The sequence below is a fragment of the Bacillus sp. N1(2025) genome (assembly GCF_053470005.1).
In genome coordinates this window covers 1-1435 of record NZ_JBLTJB010000028.1, presented here as the reverse complement: position 1 = coordinate 1435, position 1435 = coordinate 1, and the positions used below count along the sequence as shown (strand labels likewise).

Annotated in this window: 3 protein-coding genes; 1 reads left to right on the top strand and 2 read right to left on the bottom strand. The window is 36.9% G+C overall.

Annotation, left to right across the window (positions count from 1 at the left end; genetic code table 11):
• Both ACNFN4_RS22105 and ACNFN4_RS22100 read right to left on the bottom strand, forming a co-directional pair.
• A partial coding sequence (locus tag ACNFN4_RS22105; RefSeq protein WP_448200483.1) for a T7SS effector LXG polymorphic toxin occupies window positions 1–176 on the bottom strand: 176 nt, incomplete at its 3' end.
• A 36-nt stretch (window positions 177–212) separates the two neighbouring features.
• On the bottom strand, window positions 213–650 hold the full coding sequence (locus ACNFN4_RS22100) for an SMI1/KNR4 family protein (RefSeq protein ID WP_089072486.1): 438 nt from the start codon (window positions 648–650) through the stop codon (window positions 213–215).
• 260 nt (window positions 651–910) lie between these two features.
• On the opposite strand from ACNFN4_RS22100, the gene ACNFN4_RS22095 reads away from it, so the two are divergent.
• Window positions 911–1435 (top strand): thermonuclease family protein (locus ACNFN4_RS22095; RefSeq protein ID WP_448200482.1); only part of this gene is annotated, 525 nt, incomplete at its 3' end.

Here is a 1435-nt window from a genome sequence, read left to right as displayed (position 1 = left end):
CCCTGGAAAAAGGCTTTGATATTGTCGGCGCCTTTGCCTGAAAACTCACTGTCGTCTAAGTCAGCCATTCCCTGATAGGCTTTTCTAAGATTAATAAACTGTTCTCTAATCTGATCGTATTCTTTTGCTCGCTTTTCCGCTGCTGAGATTAACGAGGATGCTTCAAATACCTTCATATCTGTCTCCTTCCCACTTGATTTTATCTAAACTTTCTATTCTGAAACATATTTATAATACTCTTTAATTTTTGGCTTCACTTCCCAGTATTTAGTTCCATTTGATGCTACCAACATGTCAAACCATATCTCAAAGTTAGAGTCTAAATATACCGCATCTTCAATGTCATCAATTTTTGAATCTAGATACATCATATATCCTAATCCCTTATTTGATTTGTTTGTGTCAACAACATACCTGCCATCATAATGATACCCAATTAGGACATATCCCTTAGGGAAGTCTTGAACTTCATTAAATTCAATTATCCCTTCAGTGCTGAGAAGTTCAACACCATTAAACATTTCCATTCCATTGTGACTGAATAGGAACTCTTTATAATCATTAGGCAAAGTTACCCCTAGCTTTTTTTCTAAACTGTTAATTTCTTGAGGACTGGCCGGATCTCTGAATTGAAAAGCAGCATCTTCCATGACATGTCCCCCATGTTGGAACATAGGAAAAGTTCCGTATTTAGAAACAGCATCCTTTATTCCATTAAGAGTCATGTGAATTAACTTCCCTTCTGCCATATAAAAACCCTCCTCTAATGTTTAGACCGCTAAATTCTACCACAAAACTGTATTTGAGTGTCTTAAAATGCGAAACCTAATTTACAGTCTTTGGTTTTTTATTTATAATTAGGAAGGTTTGTCCGATATAGAGACAGAACAAACAAATTGGGGGAATTACATTGAAGAAATGGCTGTTAGGTATTGGCGTATTATCTCTAAGCTTTTCTTTGGCCGCGTGTGGGTCTGATTCGGCTTCTACAGATAAAACAGATTCAGATAAATCTAAAACAACAGAGCAAGATGAAAAAGATGCAAAAGAGACAAAGACCGACACTCAATCAAACGACAAAAGTACTAATGACAACAATGAAAAAGCCGAAAATGCTTCAAAGAAGGATTCGTCGGATAAAAAGGCGTCTGACAAAAAGAAAAAGCTGGTCGATGTAACACTTAACAGAACAGTTGATGGGAATACAATTAAAGTTAACTATAAAGGCGCAGTCAAAACTGTTCGTTATTTACTTGTTGACACGCCTAAAACTAAGAGCCCAAACTCTTGCGTACAACCATATGGTGAGGATGCTTCAGCAAGAAACAAACAGCTGGTTAACAAGGGAAAACTTCAACTGGAGTTTGATAAAGGAGATCGCACAGACAAGTATGGCAGAATGCTGGCTTACGTTTATGCAGATGGCAAATCAGTA